The organism is Variovorax sp. P4_D9, assembly GCF_056401695.1.
This window is the reverse complement of the sequence record NZ_JBFUIU010000503.1, coordinates 1-6725: the sequence shown is the minus strand read 5'-3', so window position 1 is coordinate 6725 and position 6725 is coordinate 1. Positions and strand designations below refer to the sequence as shown.

The window sequence follows — 6725 nt, the reverse complement described above, 5'->3', positions numbered from 1 at the left end:
ACGTTGGGCTGCCGCATCTCGCGCAGCATGATCTTGTCGCCGGATGGCGCCGCGGCATAGCCGTGGGCCAGGTTCGTGCAGCCCAGCGCTTGCCGGACCGGGCCCTTGGCGCGGGCCCGTTCGAGGTTGGACAGGTAGGTGGCGCGCGACGCCGCGCTGCGGTCGCGGATGCGGTCGGTGACCGCGGCAAGCACTGGATGCAGACGCATCGAAGATTCCTTCATAAAGAGGGTCCCGGCCCAGGCACCGTGAGGGCATCGCTCCCGACGATCGACATCAGGCGTACCGGGCCGACATGGCTTCGAGCGGAATCGGCCTGATGCGCACCGCGTGGCCGGCGCAGCCGAAGGCCTCGAAGCGCGCCTTGCATATGTCGCGCGCCGCCTTCTTGGCAGCCGCCATTGCCTTGCGCGGATCGAACTCGCTCGGCTGCTCGGCGAACACCTTGCGCATCGCGCCGGTCATCGCCAGACGAATGTCGGTGTCGATGTTGATCTTTCGCACGCCGCTCCGAATGCCGCGCTGGATCTCCTCGACCGGAACGCCGTAGGTCTCCTTGATGCAGCCGCCGTACTGGCGGATGATCTTCAGCCACTCCTGCGGCACGCTGGACGAGCCGTGCATCACCAGGTGCGTGTTGGGTACCGCGGCGTGGATCTGCGCGATCCGCTCGATGGCCAAGATGTCGCCGGTGGGCTCGCGCGTGAACTTGTAGGCGCCGTGGCTTGTGCCGATGGCGATTGCGAGTGCGTCGACGCCGGTATTCGCGACAAAGTTCTTGGCCTCGGCGGGATCGGTGAGCAGCATGTCGTGGCTCAACTTCCCGACCGCTCCGACGCCATCCTCCTCGCCGGCCTCGCCGGTTTCCAGCGAGCCAAGGCAGCCGAGTTCGCCTTCGACCGATACCCCGATCGCGTGCGCCATTTCACAGACCTTGCGCGTCACCTCGACGTTGTAGTCGTAGCTGGCCGGCGTGCAGCCATCCTCGCGCAGAGAGCCGTCCATCATCACGCTGGTGAAGCCCGAGCGGACCGCCTGCTGACAGACTGCCGGCGAGGCGCCGTGATCCTGGTGCAGCACAACCGGGATGTCGGGGTGCGCCTCGACGGCAGCCAGCACCATGTGACGCAGGTAGGGCTCGCCAGCGTACTTGCGCGCGCCCGCCGAGGCCTGCAGGATCACCGGCGACTGCGTCTCTTGCGCCGCCTCCATGATGGCGTGGATCTGTTCGAGGTTGTTGGCGTTGAATGCCGGCACGCCGTAGCCGTGCTCAGCGGCGTGGTCGAGCACTTGGCGCAGGGAGACGAGGGCCATGATGCGGTTCTCCTGGGGGGTCACGATTCGGTGGCGGGCCCGCAATCGCCGACATGGCTGCGCTCGGCGAACGGCCGCGGCATGCCGCTGTCGCGCGACGCCGATTCCTGGTGGTAGCACTCGATCCGCTCGACCTCGTTCCTCGAGCCGAACACCAGGCCGATGCGCTCATGAAGCGCGCTCGGCGGCACGCCGAGCATCGGCCGATATCCAGTGCTTGCGCGGCCTCCGGCCTGCTCCACCACCATGCCGATCGGGTTGGCTTCGTACAGCAGGCGCAAACGTCCGGGCTTGCTCGGAACCTTGGTGTCGCGCGGGTACATGAAGACGCCGCCGCGCATCAGGATGCGGTGCGCCTCCGCCACCATGCTGGCGATCCAGCGCATGTTGAAATCCTTGCCGCGCAGGCCGCTCTTGCCAGCCAGGCACTCGTCGACGTAGCGCTTGATCGGCGGTTCCCAGAAGCGGCTGTTCGAGCAGTTGATCGCGAATTCGTGGGTGTCGGGCGGAATCCGGATGTCCCTGTGCGTCAGCACGAACTCGCCGAAGCCGGGACTCAGCGTGAAGCCCGCGACGCCGTTGCCGATGGTCAGCACGAACATCGTCGTCGGCCCGTAGAGCGCGTAGCCGGCGGCCACCTGATTCGCGCCAGGCTGGAGGAAGTCCGCTTCGATCACGTCGCGGCCACTCTCGATCACCTCCTTCGGCGCGCTCAGGATCGAGAAGATGCTGCCCACCGAGATGTTGACGTCGATGTTGCTCGATCCGTCCAGGGGATCGAACACGAGCAGGTACTTTCCGCGCTGGTACTGCGCCGGGATCTGGAACGGCTCGTCCATCTCTTCGGAGGCCATGCCGGCCAGGCGCCCGTTCCACTCGTTCAGGCGCAGGAACAACTCGTTGCTGATCACGTCCAGCGGCTTCTGCACCTCGCCCTGCACGTTGACGGCGCCGCCGGCCGGCGCCGGCGTGCCGTCGCCCAGCGCGCCGAGGCCGACGATGACGGCAATCTCCTTGCACGCGATCGACACGTCGAGAATCAGGGCATCGAGGTCGCCATCGACCTGCGGAAGGCGACGGCGCTCCTCGATCAGATAGCGTGCGAGCGTCCAGCTTTGCGATTGCGGCATGGTGGCAAGGCCTTGATCGTCCATGCGGGTCACCCGATCCGCCGGGGGTTCAGCCCCAACACCTTGCGGGTCGCGTCGACGACCGCCTCGGTCGTGATGCCGAAATGCTGGAACAATGCCGCGGCCGGGCCGCACTCGCCGAAGCTGTCCAGGCCGATCACCGCGCCGTCCAGCCCTACGAACTCGCGCCAGCCGGCCGTCACGCCGGCCTCCGCTGCCACGCGCGGAATTCGGGGTGGCAGTACCTTCGCCTGCCACGCGGCGTCTTGCCGGCGAAACTGGAACCACGAGGGCAGCGACACCACCCGCACCGGAACACCTTGCTGCTCCAGTTCTGCCTGCGCGGCGACGGCCAGCGCCAGTTCGCTGCCGGTGGCGATGAGCACTGCGCGCGGCACCCCACCGACGGCTTCCTTCAGCACGTAACCACCACGGGCGATGGCCTGGAGTTGCCAGGTGCTGCGCGGCTGGTGTGGCAGGTTCTGCCGGCTGAGCACGAGGCTGGTCGGGTGGTCGCGGCTTTGCAGGGCCACGGTCCAGGCCACCTGCGTCTCGACTGCGTCGCCGGGCCGCCAGACGTCCATGTTCGGCATCAATCTCAGCGTGGCGGTCTGCTCCACCGGCTGGTGAGTTGGGCCGTCCTCACCCAGGCCGATCGAGTCGTGAGTGAAGACGTAGATCGGGTTCAGCTTCATCAGCGCCGCCATGCGCAGCGCGTTGCGGGCGTATTCGCTGAACATCAGGAAAGTGCCAACGAAGCCGCGCAACCCGCCGTGCAGTGCCACACCGTTCAGGATGGCTGTCATGCCGAACTCGCGCACGCCGTAGTGCATGTAGTTTCCGCCCTTGCCGGCACGCAGGCGCTCGGGGGTGACGCTGACGCAGCCCGGCCAGTTCGTGAGGTTGGAGCCCGTCAGGTCGGCCGATCCGCCCAGCAGTTCGGGCAGCGCCGGAGCCAACGATGCGATCGCGTTCTGGCTGGCCTTGCGTGTCGCGATGGCTTCCCCTTTCGCGACCACATTCGCAAGGGCTCGCTGCGCTTGCTCGTCGAAGCCTTCGGGCAACTCGCCCTTCAGCCGGCGCTCGAGTTCGACCGCGAGGGCCGGGTGGGCGCGCGCGTAGGCGGCGAAGCGCGCGGCCCAGTCGGCATGCCGCTTCGCGCCGGCCCCACGTGTATCCCAAGCGGCGCGGACCTCGGTCGGTATCTCGAAAGGCCCGTGGGTCCAGCCCAGTGCCGCGCGCGTGGCGGCAACTTCCGCGTCACCGAGCGGCGCCCCGTGGCTGTCATGTGTGCCGGCCTTGTTGGGCGATCCGAAGCCGATCGTCGTCTTGCAGCAGATCAGCGTCGGCCTGACGCTCTGCGCGGCGGCCTCGGCGATTGCCGCATCCAGCGCCTTCGGGTCATGCCCGTCGACGCTGCGGATCACGTGCCAGCCGTAGGCCGCAAACCGCGCCGGCGTGTCATCGCCGAACCAGCCCTCCGTGTGGCCGTCGATCGAGATGCCGTTGTCGTCCCAGAAGGCCGTCAACTTGCCCAGACCCCAGGTGCCGGCCAGCGAGCATGCCTCGTGGCTCACTCCTTCCATCAGGCAGCCGTCGCCCAGGAATACCCAGGTGCGGTGGTCGATGATGGCGTGGCCCTCGCGGTTGAACTCGGCCGCCAGCAACTGCTCCGCGAGCGCCATTCCCACCGCGTTCGCGATGCCCTGACCGAGCGGCCCGGTGGTGGTTTCGACGCCGGGCGCATAGCCATATTCGGGGTGGCCCGGCGTCCTGCTGTGGAGTTGTCGAAATGACTTGARGTCGTCGATGGACAGGTCATAGCCGCTCAGATGCAGCAGGCCGTACAGCAGCATGGAACCGTGGCCGTTCGACAGCACGAAGCGGTCACGGTTGGGCCAATCGGGATGTGCCGGGTCGTGGCCCAAGTGGTGGCGCCAGAGCGCTTCGGCAATGTCGGCCATACCCATGGGCATCCCTGGGTGTCCGGAATTGGCTTGCTGTACGGCGTCCATGGCCAACACGCGCAGCGCGTGGGCGAGGGTGCTTCGGGTCGGGGCGGTCATGGCTCGATTCGTGTGGGCAAAGGAAGCGTTGGACGAGCCGCCGCCAAGGCGGCTCGGGTCGGAACTGCGCGACATCGCAGACTCAGGAGAGTTGGCGCTGAAGGGACTGCGCCATCGCGCGCAGGATCAGCCAGCACGAGGTAGCGCCGGCGTCCAGCACGCCGATGGAGCGCGGACCCAGGCGGGCGGAACGGCCGATGCGGGCCTGGAGATCCTTGGTGGAGTCCTTGCCGGCCTCGGCCGCAGCGCTCATTGCCTGCAGTGCGCCGGAGAAGCCGGCTCCGCCTTTCAGCGCCTCGGCAAAGGCATCGCGGGCCGGCACCAGGGTGTCGATGAGGGACTTGTCGCCCACCTGGGCATTGCCCATGCCTTGCACGTTGGCTACCGCTGCGGCTAGGGCTTCGCCGAACAGCTTGGCGTCCAGTTGCGTGTAGGGCTCCAACGTGTTGACGAACCCAAGGAAGAAATTGCCGTACAGCGGGCCCATGGATCCGCCGATGTCATCCATCAATGCCTGCGACAACTGCTCCATCGCCGCTGGGAGCGAAGCGGCGCGGGCATCTCCGATCGCGTCCAGGCGCGCGCCGCAGCCTGAGAAACCCTTGGCCATGTTGATTCCGTGGTCGCCGTCGCCGATCAGTCCGTCGATCTCGCTCAGGAACTCGCGGTGCTCGACGATGGTGGCAATCAGATCGCGCACCAGGCCGCCTGCCTGGCCGAGCGTGAGGGCCGGGCCCTCGACCGTGCGCGGCGCGGCCGAGGCGCGCACGCCTGACGGCGCCACTACGGCCTGCGGCGCGATCGCGGAGATCTGCTCATTCGAATAGGTGCGCGTGCTGCGAACGCCCTCCACCGTGACGCCCATCGACCGGCAAGGCGCCTTCAGGCACGCCTCGAGTTCGTCGTCCAGCCTCATCAGCGTCAACGTCACGCCGAACATTTCCAGCGATGTGAACAGGTTGCCCACCAGGTTGAAGGCGACCGCGACGCCGCGCGCGGCCAGCCTCCGGGCCACCTCGCCGTAGAGGATGTACTGCTCCATCGCCGGCGTGGCGCCCAGACCGGAGATCAACACGGCCACACGATCGCCTTCGACGATGGGCAAGTCGGGCAGGATGGCATCCAGCATCATCTCGGCCATCTCGGCTGCGGTGGCGGTGCGCCGCACGTCGATGCCAGGCTCGCCGTGATGGCCGATGCCGACCTCCATCGTGCCGTGCTCGATGTGGAAATTCGCCTTGCCGACCGCCGGGATCACGCAGGCTGACAGGCCCACGCCGATGCTGCGGGTGTTGGCGATGGCTTTCTGTGCGGCGGCGATCACTTCGTCGAGGCTGCATCCCATGGCGGCTTTGGCGCCGCCCACCTTCCACATCAGGATCTCGCCAGCGACGCCGCGCCGCTTGGCCTCGTCGCCCTTCGGCGCCGAGGGGACGTCGTCGTTGGCCACCACCGTCCTGACCGTGATGCCGTCGCGCGCGGCCATCTGCATGGCCATCTTCACGTTCATGTTGTCGCCCGCGTAGTTGCCGTAGAGGCAGGCCACGCCGGCTCCGCCATCGGCTGCGCGCACGGCGTCAAGGAAGCTCTTGGCTGTGGGCGACGAGAAGATTTCCCCGACAGCGACCGCGTCGCAGAGCCCGTCGCCCACATAGCCGAGGAAGGCCGGCTCGTGGCCCGATCCGCCGCCGGTCACGATGCCGACCTTGCCTCGTTCCGGTGCGCCGATCCGTTGTATTACCCGAGCGTTGCCCTCGCTGACGCGCACCGTGTCGGCATGTGCGATCAGCCAGCCTTGGAGCATGTCCTCGACAACCAGATCCGGATTGTTGATTACGCGATTCATCGTCATGAAATGTCTCCGTCGAATGGGGTGGGTCACAATCGGCAACGATTGATCAAATGCTCATGTTGTGACGATTGTGATCACGCAGATTCGGCGAGTCAATCCAGAATGCGCTGTTTTTATCTAGGGGTAAGTCCTAGTAAATATCAAGTAATTCAGTCAAATCAATGACTTGCCTTCGATGTTTGAAGAGAAGTGTTGGTCACGAGTTTGACATTCGCTCGAGCGGTCATGATACTTTGATCATCTAGTGAACATTGGATCACCGACCGGGTGTCCATACATTGAGGAAATCATGAACATTGCGATTGGTTGTGATGAGGCGGCTTGCGATCTCAAGGACGTCGTCAAGCAGCATTTGCTGGATCC

4 protein-coding genes and 1 pseudogene are annotated in these 6725 nt (G+C 66.2%); all 5 read right to left on the bottom strand.

Features of this window, described 5'->3' with window-relative positions; genetic code table 11:
- A pseudogene (locus AC1DY5_RS36775) lies at nucleotides 1-209 on the bottom strand (phosphogluconate dehydratase); the annotation flags it as partial.
- A 67-nt stretch (nucleotides 210-276) separates the two neighbouring features.
- The gene (gene fba / locus AC1DY5_RS36770) at nucleotides 277-1314 is read right to left on the bottom strand and encodes a class II fructose-bisphosphate aldolase (RefSeq protein WP_478119413.1); all 1038 of its coding nucleotides are present in this window, start codon (nucleotides 1312-1314) and stop codon (nucleotides 277-279) included.
- Nucleotides 1315-1334: 20 nt separating this feature from the next.
- On the bottom strand, nucleotides 1335-2444 hold the full coding sequence (locus AC1DY5_RS36765) for a class 1 fructose-bisphosphatase (RefSeq protein WP_478119412.1): 1110 nt from the start codon (nucleotides 2442-2444) through the stop codon (nucleotides 1335-1337).
- 29 nt (nucleotides 2445-2473) lie between these two features.
- Nucleotides 2474-4510: a transketolase gene (tkt, locus tag AC1DY5_RS36760; protein WP_478119411.1), complete on the bottom strand. Its 2037-nt coding sequence runs from the start codon at nucleotides 4508-4510 to the stop codon at nucleotides 2474-2476.
- Between the two features lie 82 nt (nucleotides 4511-4592).
- Nucleotides 4593-6362: a dihydroxyacetone kinase subunit DhaL gene (gene dhaL, locus AC1DY5_RS36755; RefSeq protein ID WP_478119410.1), complete on the bottom strand. Its 1770-nt coding sequence runs from the start codon at nucleotides 6360-6362 to the stop codon at nucleotides 4593-4595.
- Nucleotides 6363-6725 lie beyond the last annotated feature (363 nt).

Bases quoted from the DNA above. Each gene is read 5' to 3' on its own strand.
- fba (WP_478119413.1), bottom strand. From the start codon at position 1,314: ATGGCCCTCGTCTCCCTGCGCCAAGTGCTCGACCACGCCGCTGAGCAC.
- AC1DY5_RS36765 (WP_478119412.1), bottom strand. From the start codon at position 2,444: ATGCCGCAATCGCAAAGCTGGACGCTCGCACGCTATCTGATCGAGGAG.
- dhaL (WP_478119410.1), bottom strand. From the start codon at position 6,362: ATGACGATGAATCGCGTAATCAACAATCCGGATCTGGTTGTCGAGGAC.